The organism is Rodentibacter trehalosifermentans, assembly GCF_002000545.1.
Taxonomy (GTDB): Bacteria; Pseudomonadota; Gammaproteobacteria; order Enterobacterales; family Pasteurellaceae; genus Rodentibacter; species Rodentibacter trehalosifermentans.
In genome coordinates, this window is the sequence record NZ_MLHL01000019.1 from 1 (window position 1) to 17294 (window position 17294).

Genomic DNA, 17294 nt, shown 5'->3' on the forward strand with positions numbered 1-17294 from the left:
GATAGAACAAAATATGCTTGATTATTTAAATATAGGCAAAGTTGAACGCTGTCGTTTAATTGATTGTATCCCTCAGAAAATAAAAAATAAAGAATGATCATTAGGAATCCTCATGCCCTTTACCCTCGCCCATCCTGCAATTATTTTGCCTTTATCCGGTCGCTCTTTTCAGCACTATTTTTACTTTCCCGCCCTTATTTTAGGCTCAATGTCGCCTGATTTTATCTATTATTTATCGGGTAAACCGACTGATGGTGGGCATACTATTTTTTATAGTGAATGGTTGAATTTACCCCTTTGTTTCATTTTTTATTATATTTATCTTACCTTATTAAAAACACCTCTTTGGGCGAATTTACCATGTAGTTTGTCATACAAACTCCCAGATACTGCACCTTTACCTTATTGGAAACAGCTAATGATATTCTTGTTTTCCGCTTGGTTCGGCATGGTTTCACATATTTTCTTGGATAATTTCACCCATGGCACCGGATATTTCGTGCAAACTTTTCCTTTTTTACAAAAAGAAATTTACTTCCCAATTTATAAATGGCTTCAATATGGTAGCAGCGCAATCGGGTTAATCGCGATGGGAATTTACCTTCGCACCATGGCAAAACGCTACCCTTACCCACAAACCAAAAGCATCAAACAAAAACAACGCTTTTGGGTTATGGTTCTAGGACTATCGGGTTTAGCCTTTCTATGTTGGAATTTTATTCTGCCGATACAGTTAAAACAACACGGTATTTTGATTGTTCGGACAATAGATTGCCTTTGTCTTACGATATGTTTGGTCGGGCTATTTGAAATTTGCCTACCTAAGTCGAAAGAGTAATCCATAAACCGATGATTGCTATTTATAAAATCAATTCTATTTCAAATAAAAATCAGGTAATATGCGCACGAATTTCAACCCCTTATATGGAGTAATGAGATATGGCAATGAATAATATCCTTGGATTATTTGCCCACTCGCCTTTAAAACCTTTGCAAAAACACTCCGACAAAGTGACGGAATGTTGCGATCTTTTAATTCCTTTTTTTGAAAAAACCTTCTCAAAGGATTGGGAAAGTGCGGAGAATGTTCGTTTAGAAATCTCCCAACGCGAGCGTGAAGCGGATAGTCTCAAACGTGAAATTCGTTTGAAATTGCCACGCGGTTTATTCTTACCTATCGACCGTACCGATTTACTGGAATTGGTGACCCAACAAGATAAACTCGCCAACTTTGCCAAAGATATTGCCGGTCGGATGATTGGTCGCCAATTTGGTATCCCTGAAGAAATGCAGGAAGATTTTTTGAATTATGTTCGCCGTAGTTTGGATTCTATTCATCAAGCCCATTTTGTGATTGAAGAAATGGATAAATTATTGGAAACCGGCTTTAAAGGCCGTGAGCTACAATTAGTAAACAATATGATTCAAGAATTGGACAGCATTGAAGATGATACGGATCAAATGCAAATTAAACTGCGTAAAATGCTTTACACCATTGAAAGCCGTTACAACCCGATTGATGTGATGTTCTTGTATAAAATCATTGAATGGGTGGGTGTTCTTGCCGATCAAGCACAGCGTGTCGGTTCACGTATTGAATTAATGTTAGCGCGTTCATAAAACTTATATACATAGGAAAAATACTATGGAAATAATTAATCAATATGGTACATGGTTGGTGTTGATCACTGCTGTGTTTGGTTTTTTTATGGCTTTTGGTATTGGCGCTAATGATGTCTCAAATTCAATGGGAACCTCTGTAGGTTCAGGCACAATTACCGCAAAACAAGCGATTATCATCGCATTAATTTTTGAATCTGCCGGGGCGTATCTTGCCGGTGGCGAAGTTACAGAAACCATTAAGAGCGGCGTCATTGATCCAATGCAATTTGTCAATACACCGGAAATTCTCGCTCTGGGAATGATTTCCGCACTTTTTGCTTCTGGTGTTTGGTTGTTTATCGCCACAAAAATGGGCTGGCCGGTTTCCGGTACACATACCATTATCGGTGCAATTATTGGCTTTGCTTGTGTCACCATCGGCCCCGGTTCGGTGGATTGGTCAACAATCGGTAGCATTGTAGGAAGTTGGTTTGTTACCCCTGTGGTTGCCGGAATTTTGGCTTATGCCATTTTTGCCAGCACGCAAAAGCTTATTTTTGACACCGACCAACCTCTCAAAAATGCACAAAAATACGGACCTTACTACATGGGGGTGACCATTTTTGTGCTTTGCATCGTCACTATGACAAAAGGCTTAAAACACGTCGGGTTACATCTTTCCACCAACGAAACGCTAGCGATTTCATTGGCAATCAGCCTTGTCGGAATGATCTTCTTCCGTTTCTATTTCCGCAGCAAAACCTTTGAGCAATCTGCGACAAAAGGTACATTTGGTGCAGTAGAAAAAGTGTTCAGTATTTTAATGCTTTTAACCGCCTGTGCTATGGCATTCGCACACGGTTCTAACGATGTAGCCAATGCGATTGGTCCACTTTCCGCCGTGGTTTCCATTGTTGATGAAGGCGGCAAAATTGTTTCAGGCGGCACATTAGCTTGGTGGATTTTACCATTAGGTGCGTTAGGCATTGCAGTTGGATTGATCACCATGGGGCAAAAAGTAATGGCGACAGTAGGATCGGGTATTACCGATTTAACGCCAAGCCGTGGTTTCGCTGCTCAATTTGCTACCGCAATGACTGTGGTCGTCGCTTCCGGTACAGGTTTACCGATCTCCACTACACAGACGCTTGTTGGGGCAATTTTGGGTATCGGTTTTGCACGTGGTATTGCCGCCTTAAATTTAACGGTCATCCGCAATATCATCAGCTCATGGGTCGTCACCCTCCCGGCCGGTGCGTTTTTTGCTATCGTAATTTTCTACATTTTACGGGCAATTTTTCACTAATTAAAAAAAGTGCGGTTAAATTTGACCGCACTTTCTTTCTCAATTAAGGTCTGTATCAAGTGACTTAAAATCATTTTAAAGGATAGCTATGCCAAAAATCTCTTCAATATTAACATTAACGCGATTTTTACTCCCTAGCATTTTGCTCGGTTCTACAATAAATTCCGCCTATGCTGAAACCCAATATGTGACAGAAAATCTGAATACTTACCTTCGCCGTGGTGCCGGTGATCAATTTAAAATTGCAGGCGCTATTCAATCAGGAGAACAGGTTAACGTATTGGATAGACAAGGTAAATACAGCCTTATTCGTGATAGCAAAAACCGTGAGGCTTGGATTTTATCTTCCGAACTCAGTAATAGCCCAAGTAGTAAACTCGAAAACCCAAAATTAAAAGCACAAATTCAAGAATTAACCTTAAAGCTCAATCATTTAGACAGTGACTGGCAACAACGGACGGTGGAAATGCAACGCCGTACCAAACAATCAGAACAACAAAGCAGTGAATTATTAGAACAAAATTCTCAGCTTAAACGTGAGTTAGAGATCGTTAAAAACAAAAATCGGGATTTAGAAGCGATGCTGGATGTGGGCAAGCGTGAAATTGCCATTCAATGGTTTATTTATGGCGGTTCCGTACTGGGCGTAGGCTTATTACTCGGGTTAATTATTCCGCATATTTTACCAAGACGTAAACGTCGTGATGGTTGGGCATAATCGATAGCACCGAACTCCGTTCGGTGTTCTTTTTAAGGAAAATCCATGGAAATCTATTTAGTAGGGGGAGCCGTGCGTGACCGGCTCCTCGGTTTGCCTGTAAAAGATCGAGATTGGGTGATCGTGGGGGCGACACCGGAACAATTATTAGCACAAGGCTATCAACAGGTGGGCAAAGATTTTCCTGTTTTTCTCAATCCCCAAACCAAAGAAGAATATGCCTTGGCAAGAACAGAACGAAAATCCGGCAAGGGCTATACCGGATTTCTCTGTGATTTTTCAGAAAATATCACACTAGAAGAAGATCTTATCCGTCGGGATCTCACCATCAATGCCATGGCGCAGGATAAACAAGGCCATCTTTTTGATCCCTATCAGGGCAAGCAGGATTTAGATAAGCGAATTTTACGCCATATTTCCCCTGCATTTGCAGAAGATCCCTTGCGGGTTCTACGGGTTGCCCGTTTTGCTGCCCGTTTTCATCATTTAGGCTTTCATATCGCACTGGAAACCCTCCAATTAATGGAAAATCTGGTGCAAAGTGGCGAACTCTCACATCTCACGGCAGAACGGGTATGGCTTGAAACGGAAAAAGCCCTTAATGAAAAACACCCTGAAATTTATTTTGAAGTATTACGTCAAATTGGCGCCTTAAAAATCCTTTTTCCTGAACTTGATGCTTTGTATGGCGTGCCAAATCCTACACAACATCACCCGGAAATTGATAGTTTTGTACATACGATGCTAGTGTTGAAGCAGGCAGTAAAACTCACCGAAAACAAACTTCAACTCAACAAAAGTGCGGTGCGTTTTGCGGCCATTTGCCACGATCTTGGCAAAGCCCTCACACCAAAAGAAATTCTGCCTCATCATTATGGACATGAACAAGCAGGCATTAAACCGACCCGTACACTCTCTAAACGGTTAAAAGTGCCAAGCTATTACCAAGAACTTGCCGAACTCACCTGTGAATACCACACTCATATTCATAAGGCCTTTGAGCTTCGTCCGGAAACTGTGATGAAACTGTTTAACCGTTTTGATGCCTGGCGTAAACCACAACGGTTCCAAGAATTTCTTTTAGTTTGCCTTGCCGATACCCGAGGTAGAAGTGGTTTTGAGCAGCGTGAATACCCACAACGGGATTACATCAACGCACTACTAAAAGCCGCAGAAAGCGTAGATGTGCAACAAATTATTGCAGAAGGATTTGAAAAACAAAACATTCGGGAAGAATTAAACCGCCGCAGAACACAGGCTATCAGTGAGATGAAAAAAGCCTACCAAAGACAAGGAGAACAGGCTTTACTAAATAGCGATGAGCGCTTAAAATAGCCGCAATTTTTTGGCGAAATATCACCTATGAAATCATTAAAATTTTTAACCGCACTTTTTATTGCAACGATCCTAAGTGCCTGTACCTTCGATACAGAGCGTCCAACCAATGTGCAATATCTTGAGAAAACCGATGCCGCTTGGCAACAGCACTTACAAAAAATCGAAAAAATTCAGCAATATCAAGCCAAAGGGCAAATTGGTTACATTAGCCCGAAAGAACGCTTTTCCAGCCGCTTTGAATGGCAATATCAAAATCCACAATCCTACCGCCTTAAACTCTATTCACTTATCAGTAAAGCCACTTTATTGATTGAAATGCAACCACAGGGAATGACAATTTCAGATAACAACGGTAATCGACAATCGGCACGCAATACAAAATTATTACTTCAAGAAATGATCGGTATGGATATTCCCTTAGAGCATCTTGCTTATTGGTTAAAAGGACAACCTGCCGTCAATTCTGATTATAAAGTGGGAATAAATCATTTACTTGGCACCTTCAGTTATCCTCTTGAGGGTTCTATTTGGACAGCCGATTATTTAACTTATCATGCAGAAAATGCGATGCCGGAAAATATCTTATTGAAAAATCAAAATACCGCCCAAACCCTAAAAATCCGTGTGGATGAGTGGGCATTTTAATGAAAACCTATCAATTTTCGACCGCACTTTCCTCGCCTTCCGAACTTGGAAAACCCCGCCGTTTTCCAAGCCCTGCGAAACTGAATTTATTCCTTTATATCAACGGAAGATTGCCAAATGGCTATCACGAATTACAAACCCTTTTCCAATTTCTTGATTTTGGCGATTGGCTGGAAATTGATGTCCGCACACATGATAATCAGATTATCATCACCCCTGAAATACCGAATCTAAAAACAGAAGATAATTTAATTTATCGGGCTGCAAAATTATTACAACAAAAAGCCAATATCACCCAAGGGGCAAACCTACATTTAGACAAAATTCTTCCTATGGGAGGCGGTGTCGGCGGCGGTTCTTCCAATGCGGCTACCACCTTGGTTGTTTTAAATGTGCTTTGGGGAGCGAATTTGTCCCTTGATGAACTCGCAGAAATCGGCTTGGAATTGGGGGCTGATGTACCGATTTTTATACATGGTCATGCGGCTTTTGCCGAAGGTGTGGGTGAAAAAATCACTTATTGCCATCCGCAGGAAAAATGGTTTGTCGTGCTCAAACCGGAAAGTGCAATTTCTACGGCGGTGATTTTTAATGATCCGGCGCTCCCCCGTCACACCCCGAAAAGACCGCTAGATAAGTTACTTCATTCGCCCTACGAAAACGATTGCCAAAAAATTGTGTTAAATCACTATTCCGACGTTGAAAATGCCCTGAACTGGTTGCTACAATATGCACCGGCAAGATTAACCGGAACCGGTGCTTGCGTATTTGCTGAATTTGATAATGAGGCTGATGCTCAAGCATGTTTTCAACAAAAACCCAAAGCATTATTCGGTTTTGTTGCGAAAGGACTCAATGTTTCCCCGTTACATCAACTGCTGAAACACCACAATCTCCCAAACTCATCAACAATTTAACCTGAGGTTATAACAAATGCCAGACATTAAACTCTTCGCGGGTAATGCCACACCTGAACTTGCAAAACGGATTTCAGAACGTTTATATATTTCTCTTGGCGATGCGACTGTTGGTCGTTTCAGTGATGGTGAAATTCAAGTTCAAATCAATGAAAATGTACGGGGAGCAGATGTCTTTATCATCCAGTCAACCTGTGCCCCTACCAATGATAATTTAATGGAATTAATCGTCATGGTGGATGCCTTACGCCGAGCCTCCGCCGGGCGCATCACCGCAGTGATTCCTTATTTCGGTTATGCGCGTCAAGATCGTCGTGTCCGTTCAGCCCGTGTGCCTATCACCGCTAAAGTTGTGGCAGATATGCTTTCTACCGTGGGCATTGACCGTGTTCTCACCTGCGATTTACACGCAGAACAAATTCAAGGTTTCTTTGATGTACCGGTGGATAACGTATTCGGTTCCCCTGTTCTGATTCATGATATTTTGAAAAAAACTGATCTTGAAAATCCTATTGTGGTTTCTCCGGATATCGGCGGTGTCGTTCGTGCCCGTGCCGTTGCCAAATTATTAAACGATACTGACATGGCAATTATCGATAAACGTCGTCCTCATGCCAACGTGGCTCAAGTGATGCACATTATTGGCGATGTTGCAGGACGTGATTGTATTCTTGTCGATGATATGATCGACACCGGAGGCACATTATGCAAAGCGGCAGAAGCCTTAAAAGAGCGTGGTGCGAAACGGGTCTTTGCCTATGCGACACATGCTGTCTTTTCCGGCTCAGCTGCGAAAAACCTCGCCAGTGATGCTATTGATGAAATTGTCGTGACCGATACGATTCCACTTTCCACAGAAATGAAAGCCCTCGGTAAAGTACGTATTCTCACCCTCTCTTCAATGCTTGCAGAGGCAATTCGCCGCATCAGCAACGAAGAATCTATCTCAGCGATGTTTAACTAACCTACCTCTCCTAAAGAGCGGTCGAAAATCTAAGAGGTTTTTGAGCTCCCCCCAAAAGGGGGACTCATTTATAAAGGGAAATTTTTTCGGTTTATTCCATTGTATTTTCTCAGTACTCTCTTCGCTTGACTCCAAAAATTTTCAATACTGTTGATGTGATTTTGCTTCACTGCAAATAGCTCTGAATGGTTGATTCTTTCGTGGTGAAATTCACTCACATCAAGTGTATCATAACTACGATAAGTATCTGTATAAAACCTGCCTATCAGGTTTGACTTTCCTTGTTATCACCGGTATTAGCGTTTCGGATTTGGTGTTTTCAACAATCACCGTAAAGACTTTCCTTGCCGTTTTAACAAGCCAAACACAGCAACTTTTCCTGCAGCACCTCGCCCTCTTTTTCCTTTTCGATGACCACCAAAATAACTTTCATCTACCTCAATTTTTCCCTCAAAAATCTCATGAGCTTTGAGGGCAAGATAATATTCAATGACGAGCCTGATTTTATGGTAAAACAGAGCGGCAGTATTAGATTGAACATCAAGCAAATCTACGGCGGTTCTTGCCGTCACTTCTGCGACAAAATATTCAAGGAATTTTCGATGAATAGATTTCTTTAATTTACAATGGCTTATCTTCATTTTTGTAGTGTAGCATTCTTGTTAATCTACTACAGCTCCAAAAGAAATATGGATGCAATCTTAACTTCTCTAAAAAGTTGTTTTTCACTGTAAACAAATTAAATTACCGGTTATCTCTCTTCACTATACAGGCTTTAGCTTAATGGTCGTTATTCTTCCTCAAATGAAACCATTTTTCATGTTTCAATCATTGAAGAAAACTAACATAAAAATATCAAGTGGTAGAATTTTACGCTCAATACTTGATGTTCATAGTTAAACGATACATCCATAAGGTTCTGAAATGGATCGGTTTAAAACTCTAGTATTTCTTTGCTCATTAATTGTCGAAATACATTAAGTAGAAAAAGACTGCTTGAATCACACAATTTCAACTATTGATACAAATACACTGTCAAAAACTAGTATAGATAATGCCTATAATCGGGCGGTACTCTGAGAGATAAACCAAGAATGAAATATCAGGTACAAAGCTCAATATTTAATTTAGGGATATTTATCCAAGTTTTTGGGAGCAGATCATCAGATGGATTTTTCTTTTCTTAGCCGCCTACAAATTTAACGGTGAAACCTTTTTCTTCCAGCAATTGTTTGAGTAAATCTCGCTTTTCACCTTGAATTTCAATATTACCGCTTTTTACCGCGCCTCCTGTACCACAGCGTTTTTTAAGTTCAGTGGCCAGTTTTTTCAATTCTTCATCCGCTAAATCTAATCCGCTAATCACCGAAACCCCGGCTCCTTTTCGACCACTGGTTTGGCGTTGAATACGCACAATGCCATCGCCTTTTGGCTTTAATGACTGCCGTTTTTCTTCTTTAATTCGTCCACTTTCCGTGGAATACACTAAAACAGAATCAGACATCATGATTGGGCAATAGACGCATTGATAGAACGAAGCACCTCTGCCGGATTTTCCGCTTGTGTAATCGGCCGTCCAATCACCAGATAATCCGAACCCGAACGGATTGCGGCAGCCGGGGTCATCACTCGACGTTGATCACCAAAATCTGCACCAATTGGACGAATGCCCGGGGTGATTAATTTAAAATCCGCACCACAGCTGCTGCGTAAAATTTCCACTTCTTGAGGTGAACAAACCACACCGTCTAGTCCTGCTCGTTGCGTTAAATGGGCAAGACGTAAAACCTGCTCCATTGGGGAAGCATTAATACCAATTTGAAGTAAATCTAAATCTTCCATGCTGGTTAAAACGGTGACGGCAATTAACAATGGGGCATCTTTCCCATAAGGTTCAAGAATTTCTTTTGCCTCTTCCATCATTTTCAAGCCACCACTGGCATGAACATCCACCATCCATACACCTAAATCTGCTGCAGAACGGACGGCGCGTGCCACTGTATTGGGAATATCATGAAATTTTAGATCAAGGAAAACATCAAAATTACGCTGATGGAGTTGTTTTACGAAATTTGTACCTAATGTGGTAAACATTTCTTTACCGACTTTCAAACGGCATAAGCTTGGATCAATTTGATCGACTAACGCAAGGGCTTCGGCTTCCGTTTCATAATCAAGGGCAACAATCACTTTGTTTGTCATCACTTTACCTCTCTGTGTCTTTCTTTATTATGTCTAGTTGTATTGGTATGGCTTTATCGTTTCCCAATGGCGGCAAGATGGGCAATTCCAAAGGAGTTTATGAACCTGATAACCGCAATTTGAACAGCGATAAGCGGCACTTTGTTTAATACGTTCGCCAACCATTTTATGAAGCAAAATCAGGCTTTCTTTTCCCCGCCCTTCTTCTGCATCATCAATTTGATACTGAATAAAATGGTAGAAAATCAGCGTGCTTGGATTTTTTATTAATTGCTGATAAAGCTTAGCTTGCGCCGCCGATTTTCCATCTTTTTCTTCAATTAATTTTGCAAGGGCTAAATCCACCTCATCATTTTTAACGATTTGCTCTGCCCGAATTAAAAATAGTTCAAAATTATCCTGTTGATTTAAGGCGCTATAACAAGATTTTAAGGTAGATAGCACCTCGCCAATATAATCGGAATTCTGATACAGTACATTTTCTAATGTATTAATCGCCTGTAGGTCGTTTTTTTCACGGATATCAAGTTCAGCCAGTAATATGGACGCTCTCACACAACGAGAGGAAATGCGAAGTGCATTTTGTAAAATGTTACGTTTTTCAACCGCACTTTCCCCACTTAAACTTTCCGCATATTCGCAATAGCATTGTGCCAGCTCAACATTATTCTCGAGTGGTCTAATTTTTGCTAATTTTTCTGCAATATTAACCGCTTTTTTCCACTCTTTAGTTTTTTGATAAATTAATAAAAGCTGTTGTAGCGCATTTTCTGCAAATTCAGGTTCATCCACTAATAAAATATAAAGACTTTCTGCACGATCAAAAAAACCTACTGTCATAAAATCACGTGCAAGTTGTTGTTTTGCTAGAAGTTTTTGTTCAAAAGAATAATTAGGACTACGATCTAATGCCTGATGGATTCGGAGGGCTCGATCAACTTCACCACGAGAGCGAAATAAATTACCAAGCGTCAGCTCTGCTTCAAATTGGGAGTGACTTTCTATTTCGTTTTCGGTTTCTTGCTTCTGCAACATATCCAAAAACAAATCAACGGCTTTATCAGTTTGGTTAGAGAGTAAAAAATTAACGCCCGTGACATAATCACGGGAAAGTTTATTACTCATATCTTCCTGGTCTTTCTTTGCACTACGCTGCCCCATATACCAACCATAGGCTGCTGCGATAGGCAAAAGCAGAAAGAGTAATTCAAGCATTAGTCAGCCTTAGTTTTCTCACGGACAGAAGTTAATTCACTAATTTGTAAGTTTTGACGTTTAATTTGGCGATGAAGAGATATATTTTTGAGTTTGAGTTTTAAATAGAAAAAACCGGTAATAAACCAACCTAAAATCAAACCGAAACCAAACAAAATAGCAACTAATGTTGAAAGCTGAAATTGACTTTCGGCAACAATATAATTAAACGTGATAATTTGATCATTATTTGCGCCAACGGTAATCGCTACAATCAAAATAGCCAATACGATAATAAACCCCAAAATATATTTAATCATAATGAAATTCCTCAAAAAATTTTCCTAATTATGCCAAAGTTTCCTATGAAAAACGACACCTAAGTGTCGTTATTTCATTTATTTCTAAGCAAATACATCCACCCTTTCTTTAAGCGCTTTCCCCGCTTTGAAATGAGGTACGCATTTTGCATCTAATTTCACAGAATCCCCAGTCTTAGGATTTCGCCCAAGACGAGGTTGGCGGTAATGAAGAGAAAAGCTACCAAATCCGCGAATCTCTACACGATTAGCCTCTTCAAGAGATTGTGAGATAAGTTCTAAAATATCTTTTACTATTCCTTCAACTTCTTTTACAGACAAAGAAGGATGCTTAACGGATAAACGTTCAATAAGCTCAGATTTGGTCATCCTGTTTCTCCCTTAATTTTATTTATGTGCTGATTTATAACAATAAGATTTATTGATAATTCATTATTTAATAGGGATAAATTATCAATAGATCCTAAAAAAATAAGGCTGGGACTTGCCCAGCCTACAAAATATCAATTATTCACCTTTAGCTGCTTTGAAGGCTTCAGCCATTGCATTTGGAATAGCCACTTCTTCTTGTTTGTTATTCACATTTGCTACTGCTGCCGCTTCTTCAGCTTGATCTTTCGCTTTGACTGATAAGTGAACGATACGAGCTTTGCGATCAACACCGGTATATTTTGCTTCAACAACATCACCGACTGCCACTTCATCAGTTAAATCTGCCGCACGAATATAACCTTCTGCGCCACCAACTAACTCAACTTTCGCACCCTTAGCATCGGCTTCAACAACAGTTGCAGATACCACTGCACCTTTTTTGTTGATAGCAATGAAGTTATTGAATGGATCTTCTTCAAGCTGTTTAATACCTAAAGAGATACGCTCTTTCACCGCATCCACCGCTAATACGACTGCAGAAACTTCGTCACCTTTTTTGTAGTTACGAACAGCTTCATCGCCCGGCACATTCCAAGAAATATCAGATAAATGAACTAAACCGTCAATACCACCTTCAAGACCGATGAAGATACCGAAATCAGTGATCGATTTGATTTTACCGGTTACTTTATCACCTTTATTGTGGGTTTCTGCAAATTGAGTCCATGGATTTGGTTTGCATTGTTTTAAGCCTAAAGAGATACGACGACGTTCTTCATCAATCTCTAACACCATCACTTCAACAGTATCACCTAAGCTGACCACTTTAGACGGATGAATATTTTTGTTTGTCCAATCCATTTCAGAAACGTGAACTAAACCTTCAACACCATCTAAGATCTCAACGAAACAGCCATAATCAGTTAAGTTTGTCACTTTACCGGTTAATTTGCTATTTACCGGATGATTTTCAGCGATAGCCACCCAAGGATCTTGACCTAATTGTTTTAAGCCTAAAGAAACACGGGTACGATCTTTATCGAATTTTAATACTTTAACAGTGACTTCATCACCCACATTCACGATTTCACTTGGGTGTTTAACACGTTTCCAAGCCATATCCGTGATATGTAATAAACCGTCAACGCCACCTAAATCAACGAATGCACCGTAGTCTGTTAAGTTTTTAACGATACCTTTAACTTCTGAACCTTCTGCAAGGTTTTCTAACACTTGCTCACGTTCTTGACTGTTTTCAGATTCAATCACCGCACGACGGGAAACGACCACGTTGTTACGTTTTTGATCTAATTTGATCACTTTGAATTCTAATTCTTTACCTAGTAAGTGATCCGCATCACGAGCAGGACGGGTATCCACTAAAGAACCCGGTAAGAACGCACGAACACCGTTTAACTCAACTGTGAAACCGCCTTTCACTTTACCGTTGATTAAACCGATAACGGTCGCTTTTTCTTCGTATGCTTTTTCTAACTCAATCCAAGATTCGTGGCGTACTGCTTTTTCACGAGAAAGTTTAGTTTCACCGAAACCATCTTCCACCGCATCTAAAGCAACATTCACCGTATCACCGACTTGAATATCAAGCTCACCCTGTGCATTTAAAAATTCTGCCACAGGAATTGCAGATTCAGATTTCAAACCGGCATCAACAAGGACGAAACCTTTTTGGATTGCGACGACAGTACCGTTAACGATTGAACCTTGACGGGTTTCAAGGCCTTTTAATGATTCTTCAAAAAGTTGAGCAAAAGATTCTGACATATAAATAATCTTCTTTAAAAGTTAATAACATCCACATTTAATCCTTAAGATGTGGGGTTGAAAATAAAGGTTTATTCATCCTTGAATAAACAGGGTTAAGCTTGGATACGCTGTTGAATATAACTGAGAGCCTGCGCAATCACTTCATCAATAGTTAATGTTGTACTATCGAGCAACAAAGCATCCTTTGCCGGTTTAAGGGGTGCCACCTCACGATTTCTATCACGAAAATCACGTTCCTTTATCTCGGCTAAAATCTGCGCAAAGTTACCACTAATTCCCTTACTTTGCAACTGTTTATAGCGTCTTTTTGCACGTTCTTCCGCACTAGCATCTAAAAAGAGTTTCACTTGTGCCTGAGGAAAGACCACCGTGCCCATATCCCGCCCATCGGCAATTAATCCTTCATATTTGGCGAAATCTTGTTGAAGCTGTAATAAAGCGGCACGAACCTGTGGAAAAACAGCCACTTGGGAGGCAGCATCTGCCACTTCTTGAGTACGAATGAGGCGGCTGACATCCTCTCCATTGAGCAAAATATGCACTTCCCCTTCTTGCGGCACAAACTGAACCGCCAAATGACGGGCCAATTCAGCCAAGGCGAATTCATCTTTTAAATCGACCGCACTTTTTAATGCGGCTAACGCCGTCACACGGTAAATCGCACCACTATCTAACAAGGCATAGCCCAACTTTTCCGCCAAGGCGTAGCATAATGTGCCTTTGCCCGCACCACTTGGGCCATCAACGGTAATAATTATGCCCATAATCAATCCTCTAATTTATCCAGCATACCTAAAACCAAGGTTGAGGATTGTCTTGCCGCCAGCGGCAAAAATTCTTCAAAAGAAATACTCGCCTCCCCATCTCCGCTATCTGAAATTGCTCGAACCACAACAAAGGGAACATTAAAAGCATGACACACTTGTGCAATAGCCGTCGCTTCCATTTCAACGGCGGTAACTTGAGGAAAATCCTTTTTTATTGCTGAGAGTTTTTCTTCACTGTGAATAAAACTGTCGCCTGAGCAAATCAGCCCCCGTTTTACAGATTGACCTTGCGCCTCTGCCACATATTGTGCCAAATCCGCAAGTTTTCTGTCTGACAAAAATGCCGCAGGATTTGCCGGTAATTGTCCCTTTTCATAGCCAAATGCCGTAACATCCACATCGTGATAACGGGTTTCATCGGAAATCACAATATCGCCTACCTTCAAGCCTTTTGCCACGCCACCGGCTGAACCGGTATTGATGACCACATCGGGTTTTGCCAATTGTAATAATGCCGTCGTACCGATTGCCGCCGCCACTTTACCAATACCGGATTGTAATAACGCCACCGCTTTTCCGTTAATTTTGCCTTCCAAAATGACCGCACTTGCCACACGAGTTTGTGTTTTTTCTGTCATTAACCCGCTCAAAATTTCGACTTCTTGCGCCATCGCCCCCACGATACCGATTTTCATTTTTTCTGCTCCTTTTCTAATTTATTCACCAAATAATCTAACACTGCCACACTATAATCATCATTATAAAGCGTACTTGCCGTCAGCACATATTTTCCGCCCACCACAACATAAGGGTAAGTAAACACACCGTATTCTTCTGTTAATTCAATGGCCTGTTGAACTTGTTTTTTGACATCAACAGAATTTTGGGCTTCTATAAAACCGGTTTTATCCAGCCCTTTTTCCTCGACCCAGTTTAAGATATTTGCCATTGAACTCAGCTCTACATAGCGTGATTTTTCTGAAGTTTCAAACAACAATGCATCGGATAATTCATTGGCATGCAAGGCTTTTAATGTGTAAAACACTTTCGCACTAAAAGGGTTATCCGACGTTGCCACCGGATATTCTTCTAAAAGTATTTTATCGGCACGAATTTGGCTATATAACACCAAAATATCCTGCGCAGATGAGCATACCCGACAATCGTAGTCAAAAAAGAATTGAATTCGTGTTTTTTTATCCGTCGATAAAGGCTGACCTATCGCTTCCTGATAAGAAAAATAATCCCTGCCATCTTCAAATTTTACCGTGTCGGCTGAAGGCAAATGAGGTTGGTTTTGCACAGAAAAATCTTTCGGATTTGCGACGGCAACACTCAATTGAACAATGCCCAATAAGCCAACCCAGTGTCCTCGCCATGCTGTCATTTTTTTACTCATCGATAGGCTCAATATAATTCACGCGCAATTGTACATTGCGTTGACCACGAAATTCATTAATATCCAGCTGATAAGCAAAACGTGCCTTTTTAATGGATAAATCAGGATATAATCTTGTATCAATGTTAAAGGCAATCGCATCTAAAAGCGGGCCACCCTGTTTGGGTTCAACCAGCATTTTTAGATGATTTTGATGTTGCCCAATGGCACGTTGCGCTAAAATCTTAAACTCACCGTCAAAACAAGGTTCGGGGAAGCTTTGCCCCCAAGGCCCGGCGGATTTCAGCAATTCTGCCGTTTCAAGGCTCAATTCATTTGCCGACAATTCACCGTCCGTCCAAATAATACGCTGTAAATGCGCCTCGCCTAACCAATCAACAACCGTTTGATTGAAAACTTGCTGAAATTCCGTAAAACAGGCTTCTCGAATACTCAACCCCGCCGCCATGGCATGTCCGCCAAATTTTAAGATCATCTCCGGATGCTGTGAATGGATCCGCTCCAAAAGATCCCGTATATGCAATCCTTCAATAGAACGGGCCGAGCCCTTTAACACGCCTTCGCTGTCTTGTGCAAAAGCAATCACCGGGCGATGATATAAATCTTTCAAACGGGAAGAAACGATCCCCAACACACCTTGATGCCAATCGGCTTGATAAAGGACAATCCCCATTGGCGGCTCGTTGTAAAGTGCGGTCAAATTTCGGCAAATTTCCATGGCTTCCAGTTTCATTCCCGCCTCAATTTCTTTACGGGTTTGGTTAAGGCTATCCAAATCCAAAGCCAATTCACGCGCTTTTTGCATCTCTTCAGCAAGCAATAATTCAACACCAAGCAACATATTATCCAATCGCCCGGCGGCATTTAGACGGGGGCCGATAGAAAACCCAAGATCACTTGCTGAGATTTGCTCAAGGTTGCGGTTTGCCACTTCCGCTAAGGCAATAATACCCGGACGGCAATATTTCGCTCGAATACGCATCAACCCTTGATGCACTAAAATACGATTATTTTGGTCAAGCGGCACCACATCAGCCACAGTTCCTACCGCGACAAGATCGAGTAATTCACTGAAATTTGGTTGGGTTTTCTCGTTAAAGATGCCCATTTCACGAAATTTTGCCCGCAATGCCAGCATCAAATAAAAAGCCACACCGACACCGGCAAGGGATTTTGAGGGAAAGTCGCATTGGGTGAGATTGGGGTTGACTATCGCATCGGCAGGCGGTAATTGTTCCGGCGGCAAATGGTGATCTGTCACCAACACTTGCACGCCTTTTTCTTTCAAAAACGCCACGCCCTCAAAGGAAGAAACGCCGTTATCAACCGTCATCAACAGCGCTACCCCTTTTTCCAGTGCCATTTCCGCCACGGGAATACTCAACCCATAGCCCTGTTCAAAACGGTTCGGCACTAAATAATCCACATGCTGAAAACCAAGCTGTCGTAAGGCTAACACCGACAAAGCTGTGCTGGTTGCACCATCGGCATCAAAATCGCCGACAATCACAATATTTTTCTGCTTTTGATAAGCCTCGACCAGCAACGCTACTCCTTGCTCGATACCGTATAAACGGTTTGGGTTTAACATCGATTTCAAGGTGCAGTCTAATTCTTGAGAATGTTGAATATGACGAGCTCGATAAAGACGATCTAACAAGGCATTTTCACTAACAGAATGCCCCTCGGGGAGTGCTCGGCGCTTGATGAGTTTATTCACAACGATAACAAATGTAATACAGTAAAAAATCGGTGGGTATTA

General features: G+C 41.1%; 18 protein-coding genes and 1 pseudogene. 8 read left to right on the forward strand and 11 right to left on the reverse strand.

Annotated elements, in window-relative coordinates; genetic code table 11:
• The first annotated feature begins 112 nt into the window (after positions 1-112).
• The 8 genes from BKK52_RS04230 to BKK52_RS04265 all read left to right on the forward strand — a co-directional run bounded on the left by BKK52_RS04230 (position 113) and on the right by BKK52_RS04265 (position 7490).
• Positions 113-838: a DUF4184 family protein gene (locus BKK52_RS04230; protein WP_077419878.1), complete on the forward strand. Its 726-nt coding sequence runs from the start codon at positions 113-115 to the stop codon at positions 836-838.
• 101 nt (positions 839-939) lie between these two features.
• Positions 940-1620 carry a TIGR00153 family protein gene (locus BKK52_RS04235; RefSeq protein ID WP_077478021.1) on the forward strand — a complete coding sequence of 227 codons (681 nt, stop codon included), beginning with the start codon at positions 940-942 and terminating at the stop codon, positions 1618-1620.
• Positions 1621-1645: 25 nt separating this feature from the next.
• Positions 1646-2908: an inorganic phosphate transporter gene (locus BKK52_RS04240; RefSeq protein WP_077478023.1), complete on the forward strand. Its 1263-nt coding sequence runs from the start codon at positions 1646-1648 to the stop codon at positions 2906-2908.
• Between the two features lie 88 nt (positions 2909-2996).
• A complete protein-coding gene (locus tag BKK52_RS04245; RefSeq protein WP_077473462.1) occupies positions 2997-3626 on the forward strand; it encodes a TIGR04211 family SH3 domain-containing protein in 630 nt (209 codons plus the stop codon).
• 45 nt (positions 3627-3671) lie between these two features.
• Positions 3672-4961: a multifunctional CCA addition/repair protein gene (locus BKK52_RS04250; RefSeq protein ID WP_077478024.1), complete on the forward strand. Its 1290-nt coding sequence runs from the start codon at positions 3672-3674 to the stop codon at positions 4959-4961.
• Between the two features lie 27 nt (positions 4962-4988).
• On the forward strand, positions 4989-5609 hold the full coding sequence (gene lolB, locus BKK52_RS04255) for a lipoprotein insertase outer membrane protein LolB (protein ID WP_077478027.1): 621 nt from the start codon (positions 4989-4991) through the stop codon (positions 5607-5609).
• Complete coding sequence (ispE, locus tag BKK52_RS04260; protein ID WP_077419882.1) at positions 5609-6526, forward strand: 4-(cytidine 5'-diphospho)-2-C-methyl-D-erythritol kinase; 918 nt, start codon at positions 5609-5611, stop codon at positions 6524-6526. Before lolB ends, ispE begins: the two co-directional genes overlap by 1 nt.
• Before the next feature lie 16 nt (positions 6527-6542).
• Complete coding sequence (locus BKK52_RS04265) at positions 6543-7490, forward strand: ribose-phosphate pyrophosphokinase (protein WP_077419883.1); 948 nt, start codon at positions 6543-6545, stop codon at positions 7488-7490.
• A 68-nt stretch (positions 7491-7558) separates the two neighbouring features.
• On the opposite strand, the pseudogene BKK52_RS04270 reads toward BKK52_RS04265, so the two are convergent.
• The 11 genes and pseudogenes from BKK52_RS04270 to recJ form a co-directional block, all read right to left on the reverse strand.
• Positions 7559-8131: pseudogene (locus BKK52_RS04270) on the reverse strand (IS1595 family transposase).
• A 542-nt stretch (positions 8132-8673) separates the two neighbouring features.
• Complete coding sequence (gene yciH / locus BKK52_RS04275; RefSeq protein ID WP_077419902.1) at positions 8674-8994, reverse strand: stress response translation initiation inhibitor YciH; 321 nt, start codon at positions 8992-8994, stop codon at positions 8674-8676.
• Complete coding sequence (gene pyrF / locus BKK52_RS04280; RefSeq protein WP_077419884.1) at positions 8994-9692, reverse strand: orotidine-5'-phosphate decarboxylase; 699 nt, start codon at positions 9690-9692, stop codon at positions 8994-8996. The genes yciH and pyrF overlap by 1 nt, the downstream gene beginning before the upstream one ends.
• 33 nt (positions 9693-9725) lie before the next feature.
• The gene (gene lapB, locus BKK52_RS04285; protein WP_077478030.1) at positions 9726-10907 is read right to left on the reverse strand and encodes a lipopolysaccharide assembly protein LapB; all 1182 of its coding nucleotides are present in this window, start codon (positions 10905-10907) and stop codon (positions 9726-9728) included.
• Positions 10907-11206: a LapA family protein gene (locus BKK52_RS04290; RefSeq protein ID WP_077416845.1), complete on the reverse strand. Its 300-nt coding sequence runs from the start codon at positions 11204-11206 to the stop codon at positions 10907-10909. Before BKK52_RS04290 ends, lapB begins: the two co-directional genes overlap by 1 nt.
• Before the next feature lie 84 nt (positions 11207-11290).
• Positions 11291-11575, reverse strand: coding sequence for an integration host factor subunit beta (locus tag BKK52_RS04295; protein WP_077419886.1), 285 nt, complete (start codon positions 11573-11575; stop codon positions 11291-11293).
• Positions 11576-11713: 138 nt separating this feature from the next.
• Positions 11714-13363 carry a 30S ribosomal protein S1 gene (gene rpsA / locus BKK52_RS04300; protein ID WP_077419887.1) on the reverse strand — a complete coding sequence of 550 codons (1650 nt, stop codon included), beginning with the start codon at positions 13361-13363 and terminating at the stop codon, positions 11714-11716.
• Between the two features lie 95 nt (positions 13364-13458).
• Complete coding sequence (gene cmk, locus BKK52_RS04305; RefSeq protein WP_077478032.1) at positions 13459-14130, reverse strand: (d)CMP kinase; 672 nt, start codon at positions 14128-14130, stop codon at positions 13459-13461.
• 2 nt (positions 14131-14132) lie between these two features.
• Positions 14133-14828 carry a 5'-methylthioadenosine/adenosylhomocysteine nucleosidase gene (locus tag BKK52_RS04310; RefSeq protein WP_077478034.1) on the reverse strand — a complete coding sequence of 232 codons (696 nt, stop codon included), beginning with the start codon at positions 14826-14828 and terminating at the stop codon, positions 14133-14135.
• Positions 14825-15520, reverse strand: coding sequence for a thiol:disulfide interchange protein DsbA/DsbL (locus tag BKK52_RS04315; protein WP_077473496.1), 696 nt, complete (start codon positions 15518-15520; stop codon positions 14825-14827). Before BKK52_RS04315 ends, BKK52_RS04310 begins: the two co-directional genes overlap by 4 nt.
• 4 nt (positions 15521-15524) lie before the next feature.
• The gene (gene recJ / locus BKK52_RS04320; protein WP_077478036.1) at positions 15525-17252 is read right to left on the reverse strand and encodes a single-stranded-DNA-specific exonuclease RecJ; all 1728 of its coding nucleotides are present in this window, start codon (positions 17250-17252) and stop codon (positions 15525-15527) included.
• Between the last annotated feature and the right edge of the window lie 42 nt (positions 17253-17294).